This window comes from Pantoea latae (assembly GCF_002077695.1).
Taxonomy (GTDB): domain Bacteria; phylum Pseudomonadota; class Gammaproteobacteria; order Enterobacterales; family Enterobacteriaceae; genus Pantoea; species Pantoea latae.
The window spans coordinates 170123-194411 of sequence record NZ_MWUE01000007.1; the positions used below are offsets into that span (position 1 = coordinate 170123).

Annotated in this window: 27 protein-coding genes; 6 read left to right on the forward strand and 21 right to left on the reverse strand. The window is 60.4% G+C overall.

Annotation, left to right across the window (positions count from 1 at the left end; all coding sequences use genetic code 11):
• Nucleotide 1: 1 nt before the first annotated feature.
• Complete coding sequence (locus B2J69_RS05285; protein WP_236722688.1) at nt 2-385, forward strand: flagellar protein FlhE; 384 nt, start codon at nt 2-4, stop codon at nt 383-385.
• 23 nt (nt 386-408) lie between these two features.
• Here the strand turns inward: B2J69_RS05285 and fliT are convergent, their stop codons facing one another.
• The 3 genes from fliT to fliD are packed head-to-tail and all read right to left on the reverse strand — an operon-like array spanning nt 409 to nt 2667.
• Complete coding sequence (gene fliT / locus B2J69_RS05290) at nt 409-735, reverse strand: flagellar protein FliT (RefSeq protein ID WP_081137072.1); 327 nt, start codon at nt 733-735, stop codon at nt 409-411.
• Nucleotides 732-1136, reverse strand: a complete 405-nt coding sequence (fliS, locus tag B2J69_RS05295) for a flagellar export chaperone FliS (RefSeq protein ID WP_081137074.1) — start codon at nt 1134-1136, stop codon at nt 732-734. Before fliS ends, fliT begins: the two co-directional genes overlap by 4 nt.
• A gap of 43 nt (nt 1137-1179) precedes the next feature.
• Nucleotides 1180-2667, reverse strand: coding sequence for a flagellar filament capping protein FliD (gene fliD / locus B2J69_RS05300; protein WP_081137077.1), 1488 nt, complete (start codon nt 2665-2667; stop codon nt 1180-1182).
• Nucleotides 2668-3035: 368 nt separating this feature from the next.
• Here fliD and B2J69_RS05305 point away from each other — a divergent pair, with 368 nt between their 5' ends.
• Entirely contained in the window at nt 3036-3851 is an 816-nt protein-coding gene (locus B2J69_RS05305; RefSeq protein ID WP_081137079.1) for a flagellin N-terminal helical domain-containing protein, read from the forward strand.
• 104 nt (nt 3852-3955) lie between these two features.
• Here B2J69_RS05305 and cheW read toward each other — a convergent pair whose 3' ends face one another.
• The 18 genes from cheW to flgB all read right to left on the reverse strand — a co-directional run bounded on the left by cheW (nt 3956) and on the right by flgB (nt 21283).
• The gene (gene cheW / locus B2J69_RS05310) at nt 3956-4465 is read right to left on the reverse strand and encodes a chemotaxis protein CheW (RefSeq protein WP_081137081.1); all 510 of its coding nucleotides are present in this window, start codon (nt 4463-4465) and stop codon (nt 3956-3958) included.
• A 23-nt stretch (nt 4466-4488) separates the two neighbouring features.
• Nucleotides 4489-6420 carry a chemotaxis protein CheA gene (cheA, locus tag B2J69_RS05315; RefSeq protein ID WP_081137083.1) on the reverse strand — a complete coding sequence of 644 codons (1932 nt, stop codon included), beginning with the start codon at nt 6418-6420 and terminating at the stop codon, nt 4489-4491.
• Complete coding sequence (gene motB, locus B2J69_RS05320) at nt 6407-7393, reverse strand: flagellar motor protein MotB (protein WP_081137085.1); 987 nt, start codon at nt 7391-7393, stop codon at nt 6407-6409. Before motB ends, cheA begins: the two co-directional genes overlap by 14 nt.
• Entirely contained in the window at nt 7393-8280 is an 888-nt protein-coding gene (gene motA / locus B2J69_RS05325; RefSeq protein ID WP_081137087.1) for a flagellar motor stator protein MotA, read from the reverse strand. Before motA ends, motB begins: the two co-directional genes overlap by 1 nt.
• A 118-nt stretch (nt 8281-8398) precedes the next feature.
• Entirely contained in the window at nt 8399-8854 is a 456-nt protein-coding gene (gene flhD, locus B2J69_RS05330) for a flagellar transcriptional regulator FlhD (protein ID WP_081137089.1), read from the reverse strand.
• A gap of 42 nt (nt 8855-8896) precedes the next feature.
• Complete coding sequence (locus B2J69_RS05335) at nt 8897-9619, reverse strand: RNA polymerase sigma factor FliA (RefSeq protein WP_081137091.1); 723 nt, start codon at nt 9617-9619, stop codon at nt 8897-8899.
• A 169-nt stretch (nt 9620-9788) separates the two neighbouring features.
• Nucleotides 9789-11468, reverse strand: a complete 1680-nt coding sequence (locus B2J69_RS05340) for a methyl-accepting chemotaxis protein (protein WP_081137093.1) — start codon at nt 11466-11468, stop codon at nt 9789-9791.
• 39 nt (nt 11469-11507) lie between these two features.
• Nucleotides 11508-12431, reverse strand: coding sequence for a flagellar hook-associated protein FlgL (flgL, locus tag B2J69_RS05345; RefSeq protein ID WP_081137095.1), 924 nt, complete (start codon nt 12429-12431; stop codon nt 11508-11510).
• 42 nt (nt 12432-12473) lie between these two features.
• Nucleotides 12474-14117: a flagellar hook-associated protein FlgK gene (flgK, locus tag B2J69_RS05350; protein WP_081137097.1), complete on the reverse strand. Its 1644-nt coding sequence runs from the start codon at nt 14115-14117 to the stop codon at nt 12474-12476.
• A gap of 103 nt (nt 14118-14220) precedes the next feature.
• On the reverse strand, nt 14221-15135 hold the full coding sequence (gene flgJ / locus B2J69_RS05355) for a flagellar assembly peptidoglycan hydrolase FlgJ (RefSeq protein ID WP_407944733.1): 915 nt from the start codon (nt 15133-15135) through the stop codon (nt 14221-14223).
• Complete coding sequence (locus B2J69_RS05360; RefSeq protein ID WP_081137101.1) at nt 15132-16253, reverse strand: flagellar basal body P-ring protein FlgI; 1122 nt, start codon at nt 16251-16253, stop codon at nt 15132-15134. Before B2J69_RS05360 ends, flgJ begins: the two co-directional genes overlap by 4 nt.
• 7 nt (nt 16254-16260) lie before the next feature.
• Nucleotides 16261-16962 (reverse strand): flagellar basal body L-ring protein FlgH, encoded by a 702-nt coding sequence (locus B2J69_RS05365; RefSeq protein ID WP_081137103.1) that lies wholly within the window; start codon nt 16960-16962, stop codon nt 16261-16263.
• A 32-nt stretch (nt 16963-16994) separates the two neighbouring features.
• Entirely contained in the window at nt 16995-17777 is a 783-nt protein-coding gene (flgG, locus tag B2J69_RS05370; RefSeq protein ID WP_081137105.1) for a flagellar basal-body rod protein FlgG, read from the reverse strand.
• Between the two features lie 21 nt (nt 17778-17798).
• Entirely contained in the window at nt 17799-18542 is a 744-nt protein-coding gene (locus tag B2J69_RS05375; RefSeq protein WP_081137107.1) for a flagellar basal body rod protein FlgF, read from the reverse strand.
• 12 nt (nt 18543-18554) lie between these two features.
• Nucleotides 18555-19757, reverse strand: coding sequence for a flagellar hook protein FlgE (gene flgE, locus B2J69_RS05380; RefSeq protein ID WP_081137109.1), 1203 nt, complete (start codon nt 19755-19757; stop codon nt 18555-18557).
• A 24-nt stretch (nt 19758-19781) separates the two neighbouring features.
• Nucleotides 19782-20444 (reverse strand): flagellar hook assembly protein FlgD, encoded by a 663-nt coding sequence (locus B2J69_RS05385; protein WP_081137111.1) that lies wholly within the window; start codon nt 20442-20444, stop codon nt 19782-19784.
• A gap of 12 nt (nt 20445-20456) precedes the next feature.
• Nucleotides 20457-20861, reverse strand: a complete 405-nt coding sequence (gene flgC, locus B2J69_RS05390) for a flagellar basal body rod protein FlgC (protein WP_081137113.1) — start codon at nt 20859-20861, stop codon at nt 20457-20459.
• A gap of 8 nt (nt 20862-20869) precedes the next feature.
• A complete protein-coding gene (gene flgB / locus B2J69_RS05395; protein ID WP_081137115.1) occupies nt 20870-21283 on the reverse strand; it encodes a flagellar basal body rod protein FlgB in 414 nt (137 codons plus the stop codon).
• Nucleotides 21284-21519: 236 nt separating this feature from the next.
• On the opposite strand from flgB, the gene flgA reads away from it, so the two are divergent.
• The 4 genes from flgA (at nt 21520) to B2J69_RS05415 (ending at nt 24260) form a co-directional block, all read left to right on the forward strand.
• Nucleotides 21520-22254, forward strand: a complete 735-nt coding sequence (gene flgA, locus B2J69_RS05400; protein WP_158083416.1) for a flagellar basal body P-ring formation chaperone FlgA — start codon at nt 21520-21522, stop codon at nt 22252-22254.
• A 92-nt stretch (nt 22255-22346) separates the two neighbouring features.
• Nucleotides 22347-22628 (forward strand): flagellar biosynthesis anti-sigma factor FlgM, encoded by a 282-nt coding sequence (flgM, locus tag B2J69_RS05405; protein ID WP_236722689.1) that lies wholly within the window; start codon nt 22347-22349, stop codon nt 22626-22628.
• A 21-nt stretch (nt 22629-22649) separates the two neighbouring features.
• Complete coding sequence (locus B2J69_RS05410) at nt 22650-23093, forward strand: flagella synthesis protein FlgN (RefSeq protein ID WP_081137121.1); 444 nt, start codon at nt 22650-22652, stop codon at nt 23091-23093.
• A gap of 123 nt (nt 23094-23216) precedes the next feature.
• Complete coding sequence (locus tag B2J69_RS05415) at nt 23217-24260, forward strand: methyl-accepting chemotaxis protein (protein ID WP_081137123.1); 1044 nt, start codon at nt 23217-23219, stop codon at nt 24258-24260.
• Nucleotides 24261-24289 lie beyond the last annotated feature (29 nt).

A 24289-nucleotide genomic window follows, 5' to 3' on the forward strand; every position in this document is an offset into this window, starting at 1 on the left:
GTTGACGCTGCTCTGCGCGGCGCTGACGGCGCAGGCGGCAGGCGGCAGCTGGAGCGCCAGCAGCGTCGGCGGCCGCGTCAGCGTCGGCCAGCAGCTGCTGGTCAGCCGACCGCTTGCGCCGCCCGGCCCGCTGCCCGCGGCGGCGCGCGTCACCCGCATCGCCTGGCGCATCGATCTGCTGGATGCGCCGCCGCCGGGCCTGCGCATCAAACTCTGCGCGCCCGCGCGCTGCTTCTCTTTAGCCGGGCTGTCGGGCGCGCAGACGGTGACGCAGCCGCTGTCGCCCGGCGAGACCTTTCGCTTTCTCTATTCCGTGGAGAGCCGGGGCGCGCTGGCGCCCGCGCTACAGGTGGTGAGCAACCGGCTTACCCTTAACTATCGTTAACGGCAAGCCAGCGGATGAAGGGATTAGAAACGGGCGGGAAAAGGCGAGCGTGGCATTTGCGCGGCGTAGCGCTGACAGCAGGTTTTTCCCTGCTGTAGCCGCGCCATCGATGCGCTGAGCGTGGCGAGCCGCGCCTGCAAGTGCCGGGTCATCTCCCTGTCCTTGAGCTGCAACTGCCGCAGCAGCAGACGCGCGTCATCGCGGCTCGCCTGCCGCGCCTCCGCGAGCAGCGCCTCCAGCGCGGCGAGATAGTCCGGGGCCAGCGCGCAGAACGCCTCCCACTCCTGCTGCTCCTGCAGCGCCAGCAGACGCAGGCTCAGCTGCATCGCCGGATGCTCCGCCGCGTTCATGGCTGGCCCGCCTGGTAGTGCGGCGCGATTGCCTGCCATACCTCGGCGATATCACCAATCAGCTTATCGGCCTGCTGTAGCTTGTCAGGGCTGTTGTGCAGATTAGCCTGCATCAGCAGCCGGGAGATGTAGTCATAAAGGCGCTCGAGATCGGCGGCGATCGCCGGTCCCTTGCGGTGATCCAGCGCGGCGCGCAACCCGTTATCCACGATATTAATCGCCTTTGAGATCATCTCGCCGCGCCTGGCGACATCCCCCTGCTCGAAATAGATGGCGGCGCGCGCAATCGCGCTGCGCGCCCCCTCGAACAGCATGGCGATCAGCTGGTGCGGCGTCGCGCCGGCCAGCCTGCTTTCCAGAGAAATCCGCGCGTAAGCCTGCGGACCTTGTTGGGTATACATAGGGCTTTCCTGAAAAAAACAGGGCATGGCGCCCTGTTGAGCCTTAGACAGAAGACATCAGCGAGGTGATCGAGCTGCTCATGCTGCTCAGTTTCGACATTACGCTGTCGAGGTTCTGAAACTGCAACTTGTAGCGGTTCACCTGGGAGTCGATCAGCGTCTGGGTTTTGTCGATCTGGGTGCCGATATTTTTGAGCTGGGTGTTGAGGTTATCGGTCGCCGTCTGGATGATGCCTTCCGATTTGGTGTCGGTGTCGCCGACATATTTGGTCAGCACCGTGCCCAGCGCGGTGGCCAGCCCGGTGGTCTCGCCGCTGCCCTTAAACATCTTGCCGATATCGTCGGCGCCGGCGGCGATAGCGTCGTCCAGTTTGGTTTCGCTCAGCGTCATCTGGCCGCTTTGCGCATCAATGGTGATGCCCAGATCCGCCAGCGCGCCGTAGGCGGTGTCGCCGCTGGCGTCGCCGTACCAGCCGTTAACCGTCGAGCGGATCTCGCTGACCATGCTGCGCAGCGTGGCGTCGCCCATCAGCGCGCCGCTGTCGCTGCTGGTGGTCGCCACGTCATCGCTGCTCAGCCCGCTGGTGTCCGCCGCCACATATTTGCTGTCGGCGGTGGTGCGGGTCAGCAGCGCGTTGTACTGCTTGACGAAATCCTGTAGCGCGGTCTTGATGGCGCTGTTGTCCACGGTCAGCGTCAGCTGCTCAGGCGCGTCATCTTTCGTCACCGAGTTCAAACTCAGGGTGACGCCGTTGATAATGTCGGTAATGTTGTTGCTGGCGCGCGTATAGTCGGCGCCGTCCACGGTCAGCTTCGCATCCTGCGCCGCTGTCACCATGCTCATGCCGTCCGCCTCGGCGCCGCTCTCGCCGGAGCCTTTGCCGCCGTGGCTGGTGTTAAGCACGCTCGCCAAATCGCTGTCGCCCTCAACGCTCACCGTCATCTCCCCTTCCGCGCCGGTTTTTTTCGAACTCAGCATCAGCTGGTAGTTGCCGTCGCCGTTGCGCTGCACCGAGGCGGTGACGCTGCCGTCCTGCTTGTTGATCGCTTTAGCGATCTGATTCAGCGAGGTTTCGTCATCTTTCAGCTCAATGGTCATCGCCTTGCCGTCGCCCTGCTGGATGGTCAGGGTGCGGCTGCCGCCCTCGCCGGTTGCCGCGCCCAGCTGCTCGTCGGCGCTGCTGTAGCCGGCGGAGCGCAGCTTGTGCGCCGTGGCCAGCTGGCTAATCGACACCGAGTGCGCGTCGGCGCTCGCTTTATCCGTCGCGGTGGCGGTAAAGGCGCTGTTTTTGCTCACCGTCAGGGTGTTGAAGGCCTGGCCGCTCAGCGTCTTCACCGACGTCTGTAGTTTGGTCATCAGGCTGGAGATGCTGCCCCATGACGAAATTTTGTTTTTATAGCTGGTCTGTAGGTTTTGGTAGGGGGTCAGACGCAGCTGCTCGGCGCTCTGTAGCTGCGTCAGCATGCTGGCGGTGTCGATGCCGCCGGTGCCGATGCCCATGGCTGAAAAAGAAGTGGTCACTGCCGCCATATGTGCTCCTTAACGGGTTCAAGAAAGCCTGATATTTATTTCTCTTAATAAATATCGGCGGCGCCAGGGAAAAATAAATCGTCGCCTGAAAAATATTCACTCTTTCGCGCAAAAAAGGGCGAAAATAAACAATAAGATAACGGACATGCCTTTTCAGGCAAAGAAAAATACACATTATAAAAACAATTTCGCGGTTATTATCGGCCTGATAACCTGTTATTTCCCTGCGCCGCGCTGAAACTATTAGCAGAAAGGTTAACGCGGCGAAAAAATAATTTCAGAACATTTTCCTCGCACCGATATTTATTGTTATGCGAGCCACTGACGCATATTCATGACAACCAACACCATGAAAGAGGAAAATAAATATGGCACAGGTCATTAATACTAACGCACTGAGCCTGATGGCGCAGAATAACCTGAACCGCTCTCAGTCTTCTCTGGGCACCGCTATTCAGCGTCTCTCTTCCGGCCTGCGTATTAACAGCGCCAAAGATGACGCCGCCGGCCAGGCGATCAGCAACCGCTTCACCGCCAGCATCAACGGCCTGACCCAGGCGTCACGCAATGCCAACGACGGCATCTCTATCGCGCAGACCACTGAAGGCGCGCTGAACGAGGTCAACGACAACCTGCAGAATATCCGTCGCCTGACCGTGCAGGCGAAAAACGGCACCAACTCCGAAAGCGACAAATCCTCTATCCAGGATGAGATCAAACAGCGCCTGGCGGAAATCGACCGTATCTCTGCGCAGACCCAGTTCAACGGCGTGAAGGTGCTGAGCAGCGACCAGACCCTGACTATTCAGGTCGGCGCTAACGATGACGAAACCATCGATATCTCGCTGAACAAAATGGACTCCACTGAGCTGGATATGGACACCTTTGACGTCAGCACCGCCGACGCCAGCGACAAGATGCTGGAAAAAGTCGATAAGGCGCTGGCGAAAGTGGACTCGCTGCGCTCCAGCCTGGGTGCCGCGCAGAACCGTTTCGACTCGGTGATCAACAACCTCAACAGCACGGTGAATAACCTCTCTGAGTCGCGTTCGCGCATTCAGGATGCGGACTTCGCCACCGAGGTCTCCAACATGAGTCGCGCGAACATCCTGCAGTCTGCGGGCACCACGGTGCTGGCGCAGGCGAACCAGGTGCCGCAGAACGTGCTGTCGCTGCTGCGCTAATCCTTTTCCCCTTAGCCTTTTCGCCCGGCCGGTTGGCCGGGCTTTTTTATGGCTGACAGACAGATAAAAAAAAGCCAGGCGCCTTCGCCTGGCCGGTAAAACCGTTAATCGCAGGCCGCCAGCGCGGCGCTCTTTTCTACCAGCGCCATCTCTTCGCTGTTGAGCAGCTTTTCGATATCGACCAGGATCAGCATGCGTTCGCCAAGCGATCCCAACCCCTGCACATACTCCGTCGCCAGGATCACAGAGAAGTCCGGCGCCGGGCGGATCTGCTCAGCGGCCAGCGTCAGCACGTCAGAGACGCCGTCGACAATAATGCCCACCACCCGGCTGCCGAAATTGAGCACGATCACCACGGTGTTGTCGTCGAAGGGCGCCGCGCGCAGGCGGAACTTCACCCGCAGATCGACGATCGGCACGATGACGCCGCGCAGATTGGTGACGCCGGCGATAAAATCAGGGGAATTGGCGATACGGGTCACGCGTTCGCAGCTGCGGATCTCCTGCACCTTCAGGATATCGATGCCGTACTCCTCATCGCCCAGCCTGAACACCAGATATTCATGACCGGCGATATCGCCGGCCCTGTTTGTTTCCGAACCAGATAGAGTCATATTTTCACCTTAAACACGCGCGGTTAATCCGCGTTTTCCGCCTGTCGCTTCTCTTTCGCCAGCGTCGCCAGCACGGCGACGTCCAGAATCAGCGCCACGCTGCCGTCGCCCAGAATGGTCGCTGCCGAAATGCCCGGCACTTTTCGATAGTTACGCTCAAGATTTTTTACCACCACCTGATGCTGGCCAATCAGCTGGTCCACCAGCAGCGCGTAGCGACAGCCGGCGCTCTGTACGATAACCGCAATCCCCTCGCTCACCTCGCCTGCTTCGCCGGGCAGATCGAACACCTTACGTAGCTCGATCAGCGGCAGGTACTCTTCCCGCACCTGTAACATCAGCTCGTCGCCCGCCATGCGGTAGAGCGCCTTCTCCGACGGCAGACGCGACTCCATCACCGTGCCGAGCGGCAGCACGTAAATCTCTTCGCCGACGCGCACCGACATGCCGTCGAGGATCGCCAGCGTCAGCGGCAGAATGATGCGAATGGTCGAGCCCTTGCCCTGTTCAGAGCGGATCTCGACGTAGCCGCCCATCTCCTGAATATTGCGCCGCACCACATCCATGCCGACGCCGCGCCCCGACACGTCGGTGACCTTTTCCGCAGTAGAGAAACCCGGCGCGAAGATCAGCATCCACACCTCTTCATCGCTCATGGTGTCGCTGACCGACAGCCCCTGGGCGCGGGCGCGCGCCAGAATTTTCTCGCGGTTCAGCCCGGCGCCGTCGTCGGTAACCTCAATCACGATATTGCCGCCGTGATGTTCGGCGGAGAGGATCAGGTTTCCCTTGTCCGCTTTGCCGCTGGCGCGCCGCGCCTCAACCGGCTCAATGCCGTGATCGAGGCTGTTGCGCACCAGATGCGTCAGCGGATCGACGATCTTCTCAATCAGGCTTTTATCCAGTTCGGCCGAGCCGCCGAGCAGGGTCAGCTCGACCTCTTTGTTTAGCTTGCCCGCCAGGTCGTGCACCAGCCGCGGGAAACGGCTGAAGACGTACTCCATCGGCATCATGCGGATTGACATCACCGCCTCCTGCAGATCGCGCGCGTTGCGCTCCAGCTGTCCGACGCTGTTGATCAGCGCGTCGTGATGAGCTGGATCGAGCCGCGAACTGAGCTGCGTCAGCATCGCCTGGGTAATAATCAGCTCGCCGACCAGGTTGATGATCTGATCGACCTTGTCCACCACCACGCGAATGGTGCCGCTCTCCGCCGTCGGGCTTTTGGTTACCGCCTTCGGCCGCGCGGCGGCGGGACGCGCCGCTGTTGCAGGCTGCGCCGCGACGGCGGGCGTAATGGCGATTTGCTGCGGCTCCAGCACAAAGCACATCACGGCGGCAATATCCTCGGCCGAGGCGGTGGTGCGCAGCGTCACCGTCAGCCGATCCTCCTGCTGCTGCTGGTCGATTACCGTGCCCAGATTGGCCAGCTCGTCAATCAGCGGCGCCTGCGCCTGCGACCCGAGCTGGCTCAGACAGACCTGGAGCAACACGGCCTCGTCCGGCGACGGCTGAGAGGCGACCGCTGGCGGCGCGGCAACCGCTGCCGCCGACGCAATCTGCACTGAGCGGCTCTCCTGCGCAATCTGACGCAGCGCGGCGCAAATATAACGAAACGCCTCCTCGTCCGGCGGCTGGGAGGCTTTATAGGCATCAAGCTGTTCCTGCATAATATCTTTGCTCTCAAGAAACAAATTAATAATCTCCGCGGTGAGCGTTAATTCACCGCAGCGCGCCGCATCCAGTAAATTCTCCAGAATATGCGTGGTTTCTTGCAGCACGGTAAAACCGAAGGTGCCGGCGCCGCCTTTAATTGAGTGGGCGGCGCGAAATATCGCGTTTAGCCGATCCTGGTCAGGGGCGAGGCAGTCCAGATCCAGCAGATGTTTTTCCATATCCGCCAGCAGCTCATCCGCCTCGTCGAAAAAAGTCTGATAAAAATCACTGATGTCCATCTTTTCCCGTTTTCTCCAGGTTGCGCTTTTCAGGTGGAAGCGGTCGGTCTGCGGCCGCTTTATTAGCCGGGGTCAGGGTTAACGCCTTTTTTAACGGCGCGGTTTGCGGCGTCGAAGTGAGTCGGTTCAATAGCGAATCTTCTTTCAGGATCGCATCCGCGCTGGTTTTGCTGTGCACCAGAATGGTAATGCGGCGGTTAAGGGGATTATCCTGGCCGCTGCTGTCGACGCTGACGCTGTCGGCCATGCCGATGATGCGCACGAACTTGCCGGCCGCCAGGCCGCCGCTGATTAAGGCGCGGCGCGAGGCGTTGGCGCGATCGGCCGACAGCTCCCAGTTGCCGTAGGCGGCGTCGCCGCCCGCGTAGGGCAAGGAGTCGGTGTGGCCCGAGAGGGTAATGCGGTTAGGCAGCTCGTTAAGCGCGGGCGCCAGCGCCTGCAGAATGGCGCGCATATAGGGTTCCGGCTCGCGGCTGCCGATTTTGAACATCGGCCGCTCCTGACTGTCGGTGATCTGAATCAGCAGGCCGTTGTCGGTGAGTGAGAGGCGGAGATTAGACTGGAAATTACTGAGGCGCGGATCCTGTTGGATCAGGCTTTGCAGCTTATTGAGCAGGCTTTGCAGCGAGTCGTCGCGATCCTGTTTGCGCGCGTCCAGCTTATCCAGCGTCTTCTTCAGCACCTCGCCCTGTTGGCTGATCGGATCCTCGCCGCCGCCGGGGATCACGCTGTGGCTCAGGCTCGACTTATCGCCGTGCGCCAGCGCCACGTTGAGCGGCATTTTGAAATATTCCGCAATCTGCTCGCGCGTTTCCGGCGCGGCGGAGGAGAGCAGCCACATCACCAGAAAAAACGCCATCATCGCCGTCATAAAGTCGGCGTAGGCGATCTTCCACGAGCCGCCATGATGGCCGCCGTGCTTGCCGCCCTTTTTTTTCTTCACCACAATCGCGGCGTGATCTTTTTTACTCATCAGCTCGGTTCCGTCGCCGCGCTTTGCGCTGCGGATTTCACCTGGCGTATATGCTCTTCCAGCTGGTGAAAAGTGGGCTGCACGCTGGAGTAGAGCGTCTTGCGGCCGAACTCCACGGCGATCTGCGGCGCCGCGCCGTTTACCGCCGCCAGCAGCACCGCTTTGATGCAGAAGAAGATTTTGATGTTTTCCGCGTTTTTCTGCCGCAGCAGCGCCGCCAGCGGCGACACGAAGCCGTAGGCCAGCAGGATGCCGAGAAAGGTGCCGACCATCGCGTGGGCGATCAGCTCGCCCAGCTCGGCGGCGGGCCGATCGGCCAAGGCCAGCGTATTGACCACGCCCATCACCGCCGCGACGATGCCGAAGGCGGGTAGCCCGTCGCCCAGCGCGTTGATGCTGTCCGCCGGCATATCCGCCTCATGCTCTCGGGTCTCTATCTCCTCGTCGATCAGCGCCTCCAGCTCAAAGGCGTTGCTGCTGCCGCTGATCAGCAGGCGCAGATAGTCGACGATAAAACTCATAATGGCGGCGTCGGCCAGCAGGCGCGGATAGAGAGTGAAAATGGCGCTGCTCTGCGGCTCTTCAATCTCCGCCTCCAGCGACATCATGCCGTTCTGACGCCCTTTGCTCAGCAGCAGATAGAGCAGCGCCAGCAGATCCAGATAGGTGGACTGACTATAGCGCGCGCCGCTAAACAGGCGCGGCAGCGCTTTGCCTGTCGCTTTGAGCGCCTTCAGGGTATTGCCGACGAAAAACGCGCCGACGCCCGATCCGCCGATAATCAATAACTCCAGCGGCTGAAACAGCGCGCCCAGCTGGCCGCCCGATAACACAAAGCCGCCAATAACGGAGGCGCACACCACCACATAGCCCAAAACAACCAGCACAGTAACCTCTTTACGCTAACGGCCGCTTTTAAACGCTCGGAAGGGGGACGCGAAGATATAAAAACGGCATGGATTTTTATCCGGCCGTCCGCCGGATAACAGAGAAAGGAACGCGATTTCACATCCGTTTATGGCCCGGATAGCGCAGGCTTAGCCGCTCGGTCACGCCGCAGGCATAGTGAGAATGCGGGTTGCGGCCGCGCCGCGCAGGCGCGTCCGACGTTGCCCCTGACGCAGACGACTCGCCCTCTTTTTTTTCCAGCGACTTAAGCAGATTGGTCGATAAAATAATGCCGGTATGAACGCCCTGCAGCGCGTCGAGACGCGAACTTTTGGTCACGGAATTGAGCGTTGCGCTATTATCCACGCGCAGCTGGCAAATAAGGCGATCCATCGACGCCAGATGAATAAGCTGCGGCAGGGTGAGATCCTGCAGAATATCAATGCGCTCATCGTTAATCCCTAAGGTAAAACAGGCGGCGTAGCGGTCCTGCTTAATCAGGCGCTGCGCCAGCAGTAAATAAGAGAGGTTGAGTTCATAAATTTTTTGCAATCGATCGCCATAGCTCGCCATGCTCTTCTCCTGTTCTTATTTGCTGAGTAAATGTCGCTTCGGCTAGCGCGATAAATCCAGCCGCGCGCGTAAACGCTTAATTGTCTGGCTATGCAACTGGCTGACGCGCGTTTCCGTCACGCCGAGAATATAGCCCACCTCTTTCATATTTAATTCCTGCTGATAATAGAGATTAAGCAGCAGCTGCTCTCTTTCCGGCAGGTTTTTAATCTCGTCGCCGATCTGCGCCGTCAGGCGAGAAACCAGCGTTTCGTTCAGGGGATTAAGCGCTTCATGGGCGCTGTCTGGCTGTTCGAAGCTGTCGCCGTACTCCTGCTGCAGCTCATCCAGCGAATAGATCAGGCTGTTGTTGCTCTCCGCCAGCATCGACTGATACTCCGCCAGCGAGACGCCCATCTCCTGCGCGATTTCCGCTTCGGCGGCCGGCGCGCCGGTCTGCTGCTCGACGCGCTGTATCGCCGCGGCCAGCTGACGAGAGTTGCTGCGCACCCGTCTCGGCACCCAGTCGCGCTCGCGCAGCTCGTCAATCAGCGCCCAGCGCACGCGCTGGCTGATATAGGTGCTGAGCGCGACGCCTTTTTTGGCGTCGTACTGATCTATCGCATTCAGCAACCCGACCACGCCAGCCTGAATAAGATCGTCAAGCTCAACGCTGGCTGGCAGTCTGGCGTGTAAATTCAGCGCTTCCCTGCGCACCCAGTAACGATATTTCAACCACAGCGCGTGTTTATCGATAATACCTTCGGAGGTATAGATGCCGTCCAAAATAAACGTTTCCAGCCCAGTAAAACAGAAAGCTATTATTATCGAGTAGGCGCTAATCAAATAGAGCGATAAGCGGAAACAAATAAGCGCACTTCAACCTCATCCGGTTTATCCCGCTGGGAAATAAAAGCAGGGGTGCTCAGCCAGTTATTATTCGCTTTGTGCGCTTTTAAAAACTGACCCAGTCTGCTTCCGCGTCCGCTTTATTTTTCGCTCTGGCTGGCTCGCTTTGCCGCGCCCCTTTAGCGGCGAGCGGCGAGGTTTTCTGCGGCTTTTCCATCGGCGAGGCGCCCGCCTGTAAAGAGAACTGCGACACCGAACGCTCCAGATGATGCGCCTGCTCCTCGACGAAGCGCGCCACGTTGGCAGCCTGCTCCACCATGCTGGCGTTTTGCTGCGTCACCAGATCCATTTCGTTGACCGCCTGGGCGATCTGGTTAATGCCGGTGCTCTGCTCGTCGGAGGCGGAGGTGATTTCCGACATGATATCGGTCACCTGGGTCACCGACTTCACCACCTCCTGCATGGCGGCGCCAGCCAGTTCAACCTCCTGCGAGCCGGTATTCATATTGCTGACGCAGACGTTGATCAGCTGGCGGATCTCCTTCGCCGCGTCCGCGCTGCGCTTCGCCAGATTACGCACCTCGCCTGCCACCACGGCGAAGCCGCGCCCCTGTTCGCCCGCGCGCGCCGCTTCGACGGCGGCGTTCAGCGCCAGGATGTTGGTCTGATTGGCGATGCTGTCGATGACGCCATTGATGTCGGCGATCTGGCGCGAGTTCTCGGTAATCTCGCGCATAATGCCGTCAAGATTGACCATCACCTCGCCTCCTTTGCGCGCGCTGCCGCTGGCGCTTTCCACCAGCTGCCTGGCGCTGTGCGCGTTGTCGGCATTCTGCCGCACGGTGATTTTCAGCTCTTCCATGCTGGCGGCGGTCTGCTGCAGCGCAGAGGCCTGCTGCTCGGTGCGGGAGGAGAGATCGTTGTTGCTGGTGGCGATCTCCTGCGCGCTGCCGTAGATGCTGGTGACGCCCTGGCGAATATCGGAGACGGTGGCGATCAGCGACAGGCGCATCTTCTCCAGCTCGGCCAGCATTTCGCCGATTTCATTGGCCGCGCCGATATCCACTGGCTGGCTCAAATCGCCCGAGGCCAGCACGGCGAAGGCTTCCCGCGTCTGGTTCAGCCGCTGAAACAGCGATCGTTTCAGCCACAGACGGATCACCACCACCATTGCCATCGAGGCCGCGAGGATGAAAAAGGCCAGCACCATCATCTGCCTGTTTTTGCTGTCCGCCTGCTGCTGATGATCGGTCAGAATGGTGCTTAACACCGCGTCGTACTGGTCGATATGCGTCTTCAGCGCCGTGCGCAGGTCGCTCACCTCTTTGCCCTGCTCCACCAGGCTGAAGCTGTTCTGGGCTGGTTTGGTCAGCGCCTCTTTATGGCGCAGGGTGAAGGTCATCAGGTTGTCGAACGCCTTGCAGACGCGCAGCCGCTGCTCATGCTCTGCGGCTGAAAGCTGCGGCTGATTGAGGAAGCGCCGGTAGCTCTGACTCGCCTGACCTACCAGCGTATCGATCTCCTCCAGCAGCTTTTTATCCAGCGCGACGTTATTCATTTTGCTGAGCGCCAGATTTTCCGCCACCACCATACCGACGGCGTTATTCAGCAGCGCGGCGGCATCCTGCAGTTCATTATCAGAGGTGGCGATGCTAATGGAATCTTTTAGCTCTTTGTCGAAACGGTTGGCGCTGTTGAAATTAAACAGAGAGATGATCGCCAGAAACAGCACAAAAACGATCATCAGGGCATTCAGCCCGGTGGCAATCTTTATGTTTTTAAACATGTCGGCCCTACGGAATTAAAATGGATAAGTGTGAAAATCTCAGCTGACGAAATTAAACAGCGACATTTTCTGCATGGTCTGAAATACCGTCATCGACGAGCTCAGGGCGAATTCCGCCATCTTCGACTGCGAAATCAGGCTGATTTGCGTGTCGGGATCGGAGCCGACCGTCTGCTGCAAGCGCGACTCGAGGGTAATTTTCTGCGTGGCGGCGCTAAAGCCGAGCGACTCCAGCTGCTGCAGGCTGGTGCCCACCTGCGCCTGAATCTTGCCCAGATTATCGATGTTGTTTTTTACGCTCTTGTTGACGCTGTCCAGCGTCTCTTTAAGCGACTGGCGATCCTCGTCGCTGGCGACCGGCTTATTCAGGGCGTCGATCGCCTTGTCGATGGACGCCAGCAGATCGTCGTCGCTGCCGCTCATAAACAGCGCCTGGCCGGTATCGCCAACCTGCATCGTCACGCTGTCGCTGACCTTTTGCGTCATCGCCGTGTCGCCGCCATGATAGCTGCCGTCCTGCGCGAAAGGTTCGGTGCCGGTCTTATAGCCGGAAAAGAGATAGCGGCCGCTGCTGTTGCGGCTGTTGCCCAGATCGCGCAGGCTGCTGCGGATGCCGCTCAGGGTGGTGGCCAGCGCCTGACGATCCTGGTCGGAGTAGGCGCCGTTGCCGCCCGCAACGATGGTCTCGGAGAGGTTGCCGGTCAGGAGGTTGGTGATGCTGCTCAGGGTGTTGTCTTCCTGACTCAGCGCATCCTGCGCATAGGTTCTGGCCGTGTCGTACTGATCCATATCGGCCAGCGCGGTTTGCCAGCTTACCGCCTCCGACGCCCCGGCGGGATCGTCAGAGGGTTTCAGCAGCGTCTGGCCGGCGGAAAGTCGCGTATAAATATCATTTCCGCTGGTCATCGCCTGAGAAAGCGTGTCGATATTATGCTGATACATATAATAAGTGCTGATACGCATCGCGCGATCCTTATTTAATAAGCAGAGAGTAGCGGCGGCGAATTATTTAATACTGAGCAAGGTGTCAAACAGGGTGGTCGCCGTTTGTAATACCTGAGAATTAGCCTGGTAATATTGCGTGTACATTTGCAGGTTTATATATTCTTCGTTGATATCAACGCCGGCCACCGACTGCTGCTGCTGCTGCCACTGCGACACCACGCTCTCTGTCGTGGTGCGGTCGGCATTCAGGGTGGTCATCGAGGATCCCACCGAGCTGACCAGGCTGGCGTAGGCTTCACTTAAGGTGGATTTGCCCACCACCGGCTGGTTTTTGATATCGAGCATCTTCTGGATATTTTCATTATTGCTCTCATCGCTGGGGTCCGCAGAGCTGGAGGCGGCAAGTGCGTCGCCGTCGCCGATCGCGACGCTAAGCGAGTCCGCCACGCCGGCGGTCGGGTTAAACAGAAAGCTGTCGCCAGCCTGCGGCGCCCCCTGCGGCGTCACGGTGACGCCTTCGAAGCTGAGCGAGCCGTCGTCACCGACCGTCGGGGTAATGGCGCGGCCGTCGGCGGTGGTGATCGTCCAGTCGCCGCTGTCGGGGCCGGTAAAGGTCATCTGGTAGCTTTCGCTCTTGATCGCCGACAGGTCGCTGCGCGCAATCGCCAGCGTCGCCGAGCCCTGGTTGTTGCGGTTGGCGATCGCCTGCGGATCGGCGAGGGTGAAAATATCGCCGCCCGCGTTGCCGTCCAGATCGTAACCGCCGCGGTTTACCTGGTTGAAGGCGTTGGCCATCTGCAGCGCCAGCTGGTTAAGCTGGTTGCGCGCGTCGCTTAAGTCGTGATGGCGAAAGGTGAACAGCCCGCCCAGCGTGCCGCCATCTAGTTTCTCTTCATCCAGCCGCGTGGCGTTGCCGGAGGCGTCGGTGTAGGAGACCACCGTTTTGCTGGGATCCTCCTCCGCAGGCTGCGCCTTGAGTTCGCACAGGCTGTCGCCGTTCACCAGCGACAGGCCGTTCGCCAGGGTGACGTCGACGCGCCCGGTGACGCTGTTTTCATTGACTTTGATGCCGGTCAGGCCGCTGAGCTGCGCCAGCACGCGATCGCGCTGATCGAGCATATCCGCCGGCAGATTGCCGCTGCCCGCCTGCACCTTCGCCATCTCTTTGTTCAGCGACGCCAGCTGTTTCGCGCAGCTGTTGATATCGTCCACCGCCTGGCTGATTTTGCTGTTGGTGCTCTTTTCCAGCCCGTTCAGGGTGCTGCTGTTGCTGCGATACTGGTTGGCGAGCGCCTTGAACTGCGACAGCACCTCCTGACGCGCCGCCGGGCTGACCGGATCGCTGCTCATTTTTTCCATCGCGGAAAAGAGGTTGCCCTGGGTGACGGAAAGATTGCTGGTGTCGTCGCCGAGCAGGTCGTCAATCTGGCTGAGCTGCTCATAGCGTCCTTCGAGCGCCTGAAACTGCGTCGTTGCGCCGCGCACCTGATTATTTAAAAAGCCGTCATAGCAGCGCTTGACGTCGTCAGTCTGCACGCCATAGCCAAAAAAGCCGTTGCGCGTGGTGTTGCCGCCCGCCTCGCCCAACATAATCTCCTGTCGGCTGTAGCCGCTGGTCATCGCATTGCTTAAATTATTCCCCACCACATTTAACGCCGACTGGGCGGCACTTAATCCGCTCTGGGCAATATTAAACAGGTTCATCGTTAATCCACCTCGGCTGGATGCGTAAAGGGCGCAGGTTTGCCTGACACCCCGGCTCTTTGTTATCTATCGTGATTTGTGCGAAAAACTAAAACCAGGCGCGTTAAAACAGCGCGTCAAAGGCGCTTTTATTCGCCTGCGCGCTTTTTTCACCCCGCTTTTCAACCTGTCTGATGATATTGATTAACTTCTTCGCATAGTCAGGATCGCTGGCATAGCCGCTGGCCTGTAAGGCGTGCGCCGCCTTTTCCACCGACTCGCTGTGCATCACCTTCTGGTAGCGCGGATTGTCGGTGAGAAAATGGATGTAGTCCGTCAACGCCTCGGCATAATCGCGATAGACGCGGAAAGCCGCCTTAACGCGCTGCGCGACGCCGTGGCTATATTCGGTGGTGACGATGTCGGTGCTTTCCCCTTTCCAGTCGGGCGTGGCCTTAATGCCGAACAGGTTATGGCTCGGACGGCCGTCAGGGGTGAGGATCTCATGCTTGCCCCAGCCCGACTCCAGCGCGGCCTGCGCGACGATCAGCTGATGCGGAATGCCGCTGTGGCGCGCCGCCGCCATGGCGGGCGCCAGCAGGCGCGACAGAAAAAGATGATTCGAGGCGGCGGGAGACGCGTCGTCGTCGCGCGGCGCGGTCGCCGCGACGCGCGGGCTGCCCGGCACCAGCGGTATCGCCTGAGCGTTCGCCGCCAGCGGATGGGCTGGCGACGCCGCCGCGCCCGCGCCCTGCCGCTCGATCAGATCGGCAAAGCCGAGCCGGCCCTGGGCGGCGATGTTTTGCGCAATCTGCTGATCGTAAAGCGAGGTAAAAAGTCGCGACGACGCGCTGTCGAACGGCCCGCCCTGGAACGTGGCGTCGCGCATGCTTTTCAGCATCATCTGCACGAACAGCCCCTCCATCTGCTGCGCCGCCGCATGCAGCGCCTGCTGCGGCGCGCGCGTTGCCGTGCGCTTCAGGGCGTCGAGGCTGTGCAGATCGAAGGCGGCGCCGGGCGCAAGCGGCTGGCTCATCAGCTGGTCTCCAGCCGTGCATGCAGGCAGCCCGCGCTTTTCATCGCCTGCAGCACCGACATCAGATCGTTCGGCGTGGCGCCCAGGCTGTTGAGCGCCCGCACCACGCTGTTGAGATCGGCGCTGGTTTTCAGCTGCTGTAGCGAGCCGCCGCTGGCGCGCACCGACACCCGGCTGGCGTCGGTCACCACCGTCTGCCCGCCCGCCAGCGGCGTGTTGGGCTGGCTTACCTGGCTGCTGCGCGCCACCTCTACCGTCAGATCCCCCTGCGCCACCGCGCAGGCGTCGAGCATCACATGGCGATTCATCACCACCGAGCCGGTGCGCGCATTAACGATCACCCGCGCGTCGCCCGCGCTGGCCTGCACCGGCAGGTTTTGCACCGCTGCCAGAAAGCGCACGCGCGCGCCGCTCTCCTGCGGCGCCTGCAGGCGGATCACTCTGGCGTCCTCCGCCACGGCGGTCGCGGCGCCGTAGCGTCGGTTGATGGCGTCGCTGATCTGCTGCGCCACGGCGAAATCCTCGTCGTTCAGCTGCAGCCTGAGCACCCGCTCGTTGGCGAACTGCGTCGCCACTTCGCGCTCCACCGTCGCGCCGCCGCTGATGCGCGCGCCGTTAAGCTGGTTAATCTGCGTGCGGCTGCCGCCCGCCTGCGCCCCTGCGCCCGTCACCAGCAGGTTGCCCTGCGCCATGGCGTAGATCTGGTTGTCCACGCCTTTCAGCGGCGTCATCAGCAGCGTGCCGCCGCGCAGGCTTTTCGCATTGCCCAGCGAGGAGACCACGATATCGAGGCGGTCGCCGACGCGGGAAAAAGGCGGCAGCTCGGCCGTTACCATCACGGCAGCGACGTTCTTTAACTGCATGCTGGTGCCGCTGGGCACCGTAATGCCGAGCTGCGACAGCATATTGCTCAGGCTTTGCGTGGTGAACGGGGTCTGCATGGTCTGGTCACCGGTGCCGTCCAGCCCCACCACCAGCCCATAGCCGATCAGCGCGTTGCTGCGCACCCCGGCGACAGTGGTGAGATCGCGGATTCGCTCGGCGTGCGCCAGCAGGGAGAAAAGCGCCAGGCAGAGAGCCAGCAGGCGCAGAGAGCAGGATAAGGGTGCGGTTTTCATCATCGCCGTCTTAAAAGGGAGAGAGTGAGAGAAACAGGCGCTGCAGCCAGCCCATCTGCTGCGCGTCGTTGATATAGCCGTTGCCGACATACTCGATGCGGGCGTCGGCCACCTGGGTCGAGGCGACGCTGTTGCTGCCGCTGATGGTGCGCGGATTGACCACCCCGGAGAAGCGGATAAATTCCGTGCCCTGGTTGATGGCGATCTGCTTCTCGCCCACCACCAGCAGGTTGCCGTTTGCCAGCACCTGTTTCACCGTCACCGTCAGGGTGCCGCTGAAGGTGTTTTTCGCCGCCGCGCCGCCTTTGCCGGCAAAGGCGTTTTTGCCGCTGACGTCGGTATTGGCGCGGTCGCCGCCGAACAGGCCGGCGAGAAAGTGCGGCACGGCGCTGAACGCCAGCGAACCAGAGCCGTCGCGGCTGGCGTTAGCCGACGAACTTTTACTGGCGCTGACGTTTTCCTGCAGCACGATAGTCAAAATATCGCCGACGTTGCGCGGCCGGCGATCTTCGAACATCGGCTGATAGCCGTAGTTCATCGCCTGGCCCGACTGGAATATCGACCCGCTTACCGGCGTCGGCGTCATCGGCGCAGGCGCGGCGCTGGTGTCGCCAGCGATCAGCGGCTGACGCGGGAGAATGGCGCAGCCGCTAAGCAGCAGCGCGAGGCAGAGCGGCGCGCGGCGCAGAGAGAGCAGAACAGGCTTCTTCATGATCGGGTCACCAACAGGAGGAGAGTGCGGGTCTAAAGATTCGCTAGCCGCTGCAGCATCTGATCGGATGTCGAGACCGCCTTGCTGTTGATCTCGTAGGCGCGCTGCGTCTGGATCATATTGACCAGCTCTTCGGCGACGTTAACGTTGGAGGTCTCGACATAGCCCTGGCGCAGCGTGCCGCCGCCGTTCAGCCCCGGCGTGGTTTCATTCGGCGCGCCGGAGGACTGGGTTTCGCGGTAGAGGTTTTCGCCAATGCTCTCCAGCCCCGACTCGTTGATAAAGGTGCTGAGCGTCAGCTGCCCCACCTGCTGCGGCGCCGTCTGTCCCGGCAGCGTCACGCTGACGATGCCGTCGTTGCCGATGGTAAGAGACTCGGCGTCCTGCGGAATGGTGATGGTCGGCTGCACTGGGTAGCCGCTGGCGGTGACCAGCTGGCCATTCTGATCGAACTGAAAGGATCCGTCGCGGCTGTAGGCGGTGGTGCCGTCCGGCAGCTGGATCTGAAAGAAGCCGCCGCCCTGAATCGCCACGTCTTTGCTGTTGCTGGTTTGCGTCAGGCCGCCCTGACTGTGGATGCGCTCGGTGGCGATGGGCCGCACGCCGGTGCCGATTTGCAGGCCGGATGGAATGGTGGTCTGCTCGGAGGATTGCGCGCCGGGCTGACGCAGGGTCTGATAGAGCAGATCCTCGAACACCGCGCGCTGGCGCTTAAAGCCGTTGGTGCTGACGTTTGCCAGGTTGTTGGATATCACATCCATATTGGTCTGCTGTGCTTCCAGACCGGTTTTCGCAATCCATAAAGAACGGATCATAGCTTTTCTCCTCTCCGCCCGTCAGCCCAGGGTAAGCAGCTGGCTGGCGCTTTTTTCATTTTCGTCGACGCTGCTGATGACCTTCATTTGCATATCAAACAGGCGCGCGGCGGCGATCATATCGACCATACTGTTGACCGGGCTGACGTTGCTGCTCTCCAGCATGCCCGGCATGAGACGCAGATCGGGGTCCGCCGACAGCGGCGCGGCGCTGCCCGACGCGGGGTGAAACAAACCGTCGTCGCCCATGCGCAGGCTCTGCGCCTGGGCGTTGACCATCTTTATCCGCCCGATCTGCGCCAGCGCTTTTGGCTCATCGCCCGCGCCGCGCGCCGTCAGGGTGCCGTCCGGCCCGATGGTCACCTTTGCCTGCGGCGGCACGCTCAGCGCCCCGCCGTCGCCCAGCAGCGGCAGGCCGCGCACCCGCAGCGTCCCTTCGCTGTCCACCTCGATATTGCCGTCACGGGTGTAGCCTTCGCTGCCGTCGGGAAGCTGCACCGCCAGCCAGCCGTTTTGCGGCAGCGCCACGTCGAGATCGCGGCCGGTCTGCTGCACTGCGCCCATCGTCATGTCGTTGCCTGGCGTCGACTCCGCCACCAGCGTGCGCGTGGCGAGCGAGGGACCGTTGACCGGCACCGCGCGCCACGCCGCCAGCTGGGCGCGAAAGCCGCTGGTCGAGGCGTTAGCCAGGTTGTTCGCCGTTATCGCCTGGCGATTGAGCGCGGCGTTCGCCGCCCCCAGAGCGGTATATATCGCGCGATCCATAGCGTTCCGCCGTTATCCGAGGTTAACCAGCGTCTGCAACAGCTCAGACTGGGTTTTGATGGTTTGCGAGTTCGACTGATAGTTGCGCTGGTAGACGATCATATTGACCATCTCTTTGCTCAGATCGACGTTGGAGGCCTCCAGCTTGTTGCCGTAGAGCGTGCCCAGGCTGCCGGAACCAGAGACGCCGGTGACCGGCTGGCCCGACTCCGGCGTCTCTGTCCAGCAGTTGTTGCCCTGCGAGGCGAGGCCGCCGGGGTTGGTGAAGTTGCTCAGCACCACCTGCCCCAGCAGCTGCTTCTGCCCGTTGCTGTAGGAGGCGATTACCTGGCCGCTGTCGCCCACGGTGTAGCCGTTCATCTGCCCTGGCGCGTAGCCGGTGGTGGTCGGGCTGTTCATGGCGGTATCCGAGGCCTGCTGCGTCATGCCGGCGAGATCGAAGTCGAAGTTCAGCGCCTCGCCGCCGTTGTAGGCCGCCCCCTGCACGTTAAGCTTCGCCGGGCTGGTGGTGAGCTGGCCGGCGCTGTTGAACTGCAGCGCAATCTGCTGATAGCCGTCGCCCGGTGCGGTGGCGTCGCGCGAGTAGGCGGTCCACTGGTTATCTGCGGTTTTAGCGAAATAGATATTGATGGTGTGCTTGTTGCCCAGGCTGTCGTAGGCGTCCGCCTGAGTCACCGAGCTGTAGCTGGTGTTGTCGGCGGGATCGAAGGTGGTGTTGGTCACCGCAGCGGTGCCGGAGTCGAGGTTGCCGTTAAGGGTGCCGCTGTCCGAGGCGCGCGCCGACATCTGACCGGTGGGGATCTGAATCGGTCCCACGGCGGCGCCCGGCTGGATGGCGGGCGGCGTGCCGCTGGCCTGATAGCCGGTTAAAAACATCCCCTGGTTGTTGATGATATTGCCGCTGGCGTCGCTTTTAAACTGGCCGTTGCGGCTGTAGAAAACGCGTCCCGCCTCGTTGACCAGACGAAAAAAGCCGTTGCCCTGGATGCCCATATCCAGGCTGCTGGTACCGGCGCCGAGCACACCGTCGGTAAAGCTCTGGTTGACGCCCGCCACCTGCACGCCCATGCCGACCTGCGAACCGGCGAAGACGTCAGCGAAGGCGATAGAGCCCGATTTAAAGCCGACGGTCTGCGAGTTGGCGATATTGTTGCCGACGACGTCCAGCGCCTGAGAGGCCGCATTTAAGCCGCTAAGTCCTTGTGAGAAGCTCATTGCTGTTTATCCCTGAAGCTAAGATTATTCGATTTCATACACCTGACCGAGGGTGGCGCTGCCGTCGATCCCCAGCTGCAACACCGAGCCGGACGAGGAGAAGGCGACGCTGTCAACCTTCGCCTCTTTCAGCGCCACGATGCCCGGCGCGTCGCCGCTGCTGTTGGTCGCCGCGAAAGAGAGGCTGTAGGTCGCATCGGTCGGCGGATCGCTGGGCTGAAAATCGCTTAACTCATCCAGGCTGACGTGATGCACGCCCGCCTTGACGTTATGCAGCTCGGCGCGCCAGGCGTTGCCCTCTTTGTCGGTCAGGGTCACCTCGACCTGATCCGCATCGCTCTCCAGCGAGAACGCCGCGCGGCTGCTGGCGTTGTCGATCACCGGCGTGCCGGCGATCATCACCTTGCGTCCCACCCACGACGCCGCGTTCATCTGCTGCATGCTGGAGACCAGCGTGCCGACGTTGTTCAGCGTGTCGTTCAGCTGCTCGACGCCCGAGGCGGTGTTGAACTGCGCCAGCTGCGAGGTCATCTGATTGTTGTCCATCGGGTTGGTGGGATCCTGGTTCTTCATCTGCGCCACCAGCAGCGTCATAAAGTTATTCATCAGATCCGCCGCGCTGGTGCCGCTGTTCGCGGTCGCGTCGCCGAGCGTCGCCGTCTTGCTCATTACTGGCGTCACTGCCATGTTCTTCTCCTGTTACTGGCCGAGGGTAAGGGTTTTCAGCATCAGGTTTTTCGCCGTGTTCATCACCTCGACGTTGGCCTGATAGCTGCGCGAGGCGGAGAGGGTGTTGACCATCTCCCCCGCCACGTCGACGTTCGGCATATGCAGATAGCCTCTGCTGTCCGCCAGCGGATCGCCGGGCGAGTAGACCAGCCGCTCCGGCGCGTTGCTCTCTACCACCTCGCTGACGCGCACCCCGCCGGTCTGCTGGCCCGGCGCGCTGTCGAGCCGGAATACCACCTCTTTCGCCCGGTAGGGTTTGCCCGCTGGCCCGACAACGCTGTCGGCGTTGGCCATATTGCTGGCGCTGACGTTGAGCCGCTTTGACTGCGCCGCCATCGCCGAACCGGAAATAGTAAATATTGAGAACAGAGACATAGAACGTATTACCCCTGATTAATCGCACTCATCATATTTTTAATTTGCGTGCCGAGAATGGTCAGCCCTGACTGATAGCGCACGCTGTTATCCGCGAAATTAACCCGTTCGCGATCCATATCGACGGTATTACCATCGGCGGCGGGCTGATCCGGAATGCGATATAACAGCGCGCCGTTATTGCTGGCCGATGCGGTGGCCGCAATATGTCTGCCGGACGTGAGCGTTAGCGTCAGCGGCGCGCGGTTATTATTATCTTCAGCGACCGCCGCTTTTAACTGCGCGGCAAAATCAATATCCCTGGCGAGATAACCGGGCGTGTCGGCGTTCGCTACGTTTGACGCCAGAATATCCTGACGCTTATTGAGAAGCGCCAGCGCCTGCTGCTGAAAACGCAACGCCCTGTCGAGTTTATCAAGCATAAATAAGGAGTCTCATCATTCGGGAAACAGGATTGCGGCATCTTAGAGGAGAGTAAAAAATATCTATAATTAAAAAAGGAAACAAAATCAGGGTTACTTGCCTGCTTTACGCGGCAGCAACAAAGCGGCAATAAATAATAGCGTTAAACGGCCGCAGAAATGACGCTATTTCGTCTCAATAAAATAACGCGCTTTCGCCTAAAATAATGGCGCCTCTTGATGCTGGAAAGAATGCGATGCTAATGCGCTACGCCGATTTATTTTTTAATCTGCCTGTTCGCCGCCCTGGCGCGCTCGCCAGCGCCGTTATCGCGGCGTGGATAGCCGCCTTTTTCTTGCCCGCTGCGGCAGAGGCCGACGGGTTATCTGAGGATATTGCCGCACTCTTTACCCGGGCGATGCGCTTTCCGCCGCAGGCGCGTCCCGTACTGCAGGTGACGCTGCTGACGCCGCCCGCGCAGCTGGCAACGCTCTGTCCTGCTCCCGCGCTCGCGCTGAGCGGCGGCCTGAGCCGGCTGGCCGGCCTGCACAGCGTGATCGCACAGTGCGGCGCGCAGCACCATTTTTTGCAGGTGAACCTGACGGTGACGGCGAGCTGGTGGCAGGCGGCTGGCCCAATCGCACCGGGGCAAATCCTCCGTGCAGAGCAGATCCGCGCGCAGCGTGGCTCCCTTGCCCATGCGCCTGCCGGCCTGATCTTTGATCCTCAGCGCATTATCGGCCGCGTCGCCCAGCGCGCCATCCGACCGGGCGAGGCGCTGGTGGAAAGCCAGCTGCGCCAGCAGCGTGCCATCCGCGCCGGGGAGAAAGTAGAGATGATCTACAACGGCGACGGCTTCTGCATTCGCGCGGCGGGCAAGGCGCTGGACAATGGTGCGCTGCATCAGCGCGTGCGTATTCAGACGCCCTCCGGCGAGATTATTACCGCGACCGCCGTCGCGCCCGGCCAGGCCAGAGTCACGGCGGACTAGCAGGATAATTTTTCTTTCGCCTTTAGTATTTTTTGCCGCAACCGATAGTTTTAGTAAGGGAAAAAATCGCCTCTCTTTTATTGTCGAGGAACATGATGAGCATAGACCGCACGCCAAAAATTACGCCCACGACGCTGTCGCCGATTCGCCAGAACGCAGCGAAACGCGCCGACAAGGGCGCCACGCCGCAGGCCGCGCGCGCCGGCACCCGAGTCAGTCTGAGCCATCAGCTCCAGGCGCTCCAGCGCGACGAGAGTCAGGATCTGGATTATGCGCAGCTCGACAAGATTAAATCCGCGCTGGCGAGCGGGGAATTGCCGATCGATACCGATAAAATCGCTCACTCGCTGGTGCGGGATATATTCTCTCTTTAATCAACAAAGCGTAACGCCTCAATGGATAATTTACGTCATACGCTGATGAATATGCAGCAGCTGCTTGAAGAGCTGCGCGCAATTCTGTCAGACGAGCTGGCGCAGCTGCAATCTCCTCAGGTGAATCCCGTCTCTCTGCAAAGGCTGTCCGATAATAAAAGCCGCCTGCTGTCAGCGCTGAATTTTTATGATGAACAGCGCAAACTGGCAGAAAGCGCGCTGCATATTGCGGCGCCCTATCGCCAGCTGCCGCCGTTAACGCCGCACTGGGAGAAAATCGCCGCCGCGGTTCGCCTCACTAAAGAGATTAACGACCGCATTTATCCGCTGATTGAATTACAGATGAAAAAGGCAGCCACGCTAAATAAGCTGGTCGCGAAAGCGGGAGCCGGCGCGTCGCTTTATTGCGCCGACGGCAGGACGCAGAGCACTCTAAAAGGAAAGGCGTATAACATTAATATCTGATGCCTCAACAGCCGCACCTTTTTTTTACCCCGCCATCGCCCCTGAACCTGTCACTCTATTCTGCGCCTTCCAGGCCGCACGTCAGGTTAGCCCGATCGGCGAATATCACTAAAAGGCTTATTTATGAAAGCAGTGCTAAAAAAAATAACGGCAGTGATTCGGCCTGGTCGTCGGCGACCCGCCGTCTGCACGCCTGCGCCGGTTAAGGTGGTTTCTGACCGCGCAGCGCAGCCGGTCTATGAGCGCATTATCTGTACACAGCTGTTGAAAGGCGTGGCGACGCTGGAAGCGGTGCGTGACGCGCTGCTTCAGTCGAGCCAGGATCTCCGTCACGAGCAGCAGACCATCGACGCGCTCAACAGCCGCAACAGCAGCGCCAAGACGTCGCTGGAGAACCTGGTCAGGCTCATTGCTCAGATCGACCTGAGCGTCGCGCAGAGCAGCGAGTCGCTGGCGCAGTTCCAGCTCTCTTTTGCCGAGATCAATAAATATATTAACGAAATCAACCAGCTTTCCCGACAAACTAATCTGATTGCCGTCAACTCCGCCATTGAAGCCGCCCACGTCGGCAGCAAAGGTGCCGGGTTTAGCGTGATCGCTAAAGAGATCAAATACCTTTCCGACCAGGTTAACCTCAGCGCCGACAATATCTCGGCGTTGACGCGGACCATTGAGCAGCGCGCCGGCAACGTCTGCAACGTGGTGTCCGATCAGCGGCCGGTGATTGAGCATATCAATCGGGATATCAGCCATATCGTTGAGTCGATTAAGTTTGTTATCTCGCGCTCGGTCAGAATGCAGTCGATTATCGCCTATATCTCGACGCTACAGTTTCTCAACACCGTAAAGCTGGATCATGTGATCTGGAAACTCCAGATCTATGCGCTGCTGCTGGAAAAGCAGGCTGACTATCGCGTCAATGCCCATACCGACTGCCGCCTGGGCAAATGGTACTACGAAGGCGAGGGGCGCGACTTTGCGCAGCTTGACGCCTACCGTCGGCTAGAGGCGCCTCACGCCAGCGTGCACGCCAGCGGACGGGCGGCGCTGGAGGCCTTTTTCAACCAGGATAGCCAGGGCATGACGGCGGCGCTGGAAAAAATGGAGTCGGCCAGCCATCAGGTGGTGCGACTGGTCGATGAGCTGGCGGCCAGTATCAAATATTAATGAACCGACGCGGCCAGCATAAAGCGCTG

Bases quoted from the DNA above. Each gene is read 5' to 3' on its own strand.
- fliT (WP_081137072.1), bottom strand. From the start codon at position 735: ATGAACGCGGCGGAGCATCCGGCGATGCAGCTGAGCCTGCGTCTGCTG.
- fliS (WP_081137074.1), bottom strand. From the start codon at position 1,136: ATGTATACCCAACAAGGTCCGCAGGCTTACGCGCGGATTTCTCTGGAA.
- fliD (WP_081137077.1), bottom strand. From the start codon at position 2,667: ATGGCGGCAGTGACCACTTCTTTTTCAGCCATGGGCATCGGCACCGGC.
- B2J69_RS05305 (WP_081137079.1), top strand. From the start codon at position 3,036: ATGGCACAGGTCATTAATACTAACGCACTGAGCCTGATGGCGCAGAAT.
- cheW (WP_081137081.1), bottom strand. From the start codon at position 4,465: ATGACTCTATCTGGTTCGGAAACAAACAGGGCCGGCGATATCGCCGGT.
- cheA (WP_081137083.1), bottom strand. From the start codon at position 6,420: ATGGACATCAGTGATTTTTATCAGACTTTTTTCGACGAGGCGGATGAG.
- motB (WP_081137085.1), bottom strand. From the start codon at position 7,393: ATGAGTAAAAAAGATCACGCCGCGATTGTGGTGAAGAAAAAAAAGGGC.
- flhD (WP_081137089.1), bottom strand. From the start codon at position 8,854: ATGGCGAGCTATGGCGATCGATTGCAAAAAATTTATGAACTCAACCTC.
- B2J69_RS05340 (WP_081137093.1), bottom strand. From the start codon at position 11,468: ATGTTTAAAAACATAAAGATTGCCACCGGGCTGAATGCCCTGATGATC.
- flgL (WP_081137095.1), bottom strand. From the start codon at position 12,431: ATGCGTATCAGCACTTATTATATGTATCAGCATAATATCGACACGCTT.
- flgK (WP_081137097.1), bottom strand. From the start codon at position 14,117: ATGAACCTGTTTAATATTGCCCAGAGCGGATTAAGTGCCGCCCAGTCG.
- B2J69_RS05360 (WP_081137101.1), bottom strand. From the start codon at position 16,253: ATGATGAAAACCGCACCCTTATCCTGCTCTCTGCGCCTGCTGGCTCTC.
- B2J69_RS05365 (WP_081137103.1), bottom strand. From the start codon at position 16,962: ATGAAGAAGCCTGTTCTGCTCTCTCTGCGCCGCGCGCCGCTCTGCCTC.
- flgG (WP_081137105.1), bottom strand. From the start codon at position 17,777: ATGATCCGTTCTTTATGGATTGCGAAAACCGGTCTGGAAGCACAGCAG.
- B2J69_RS05375 (WP_081137107.1), bottom strand. From the start codon at position 18,542: ATGGATCGCGCGATATATACCGCTCTGGGGGCGGCGAACGCCGCGCTC.
- flgE (WP_081137109.1), bottom strand. From the start codon at position 19,757: ATGAGCTTCTCACAAGGACTTAGCGGCTTAAATGCGGCCTCTCAGGCG.
- B2J69_RS05385 (WP_081137111.1), bottom strand. From the start codon at position 20,444: ATGGCAGTGACGCCAGTAATGAGCAAGACGGCGACGCTCGGCGACGCG.
- flgC (WP_081137113.1), bottom strand. From the start codon at position 20,861: ATGTCTCTGTTCTCAATATTTACTATTTCCGGTTCGGCGATGGCGGCG.
- flgB (WP_081137115.1), bottom strand. From the start codon at position 21,283: ATGCTTGATAAACTCGACAGGGCGTTGCGTTTTCAGCAGCAGGCGCTG.
- flgA (WP_158083416.1), top strand. From the start codon at position 21,520: ATGCTAATGCGCTACGCCGATTTATTTTTTAATCTGCCTGTTCGCCGC.
- flgM (WP_236722689.1), top strand. From the start codon at position 22,347: ATGATGAGCATAGACCGCACGCCAAAAATTACGCCCACGACGCTGTCG.
- B2J69_RS05410 (WP_081137121.1), top strand. From the start codon at position 22,650: ATGGATAATTTACGTCATACGCTGATGAATATGCAGCAGCTGCTTGAA.
- B2J69_RS05415 (WP_081137123.1), top strand. From the start codon at position 23,217: ATGAAAGCAGTGCTAAAAAAAATAACGGCAGTGATTCGGCCTGGTCGT.